Annotated in this window: 1 protein-coding gene; it reads left to right on the top strand. The window is 56.8% G+C overall.

The window, feature by feature from the left end; all coding sequences use genetic code 11:
• Positions 1-405, top strand: a 405-nt coding sequence (locus FMN52_RS19775) for a hypothetical protein (protein WP_205424870.1), incomplete at both ends; no start/stop codon positions are given.

Genomic DNA, 405 nt, shown 5'->3' on the forward strand with positions numbered 1-405 from the left:
TCTCTGGAGACGCTGAAAAATGCCCGGAAACACGCACCGGCGAATAACAAGACGGTCGACTGGAATCTCTCTCTTGCCTATCTAGCAAATGGTGATCTCGAAAACGGCTGGGCATTGCACAAAGCCCGGTTCGAGGACAAAGCCACCAAGGTGCATGACCGGAAATTCGACGTTCCCGCCTGGCAGGGGGAAGACATTTCCGACAAGACGGTGCTTGTGTGGACCGACCAGGGGCTCGGCGACGCGTTGTGCGCAGGGACCATGCTGCCGGAACTGATTGAGCGCGCCGGCAAGGTGATTGTCGAACTGTCCGAAAAGGGCGCCAAATTCTTTCAGTATTCGTTTCCGCAGACGGTTTGCAGGCGTTCGCACATGGACAAGGATCTGCATGCGACGCTGTCCGAC

The organism is Marinobacter sp. BW6, assembly GCF_008107725.1.
Taxonomy (GTDB): Bacteria; Pseudomonadota; Gammaproteobacteria; order Pseudomonadales; family Oleiphilaceae; genus Marinobacter.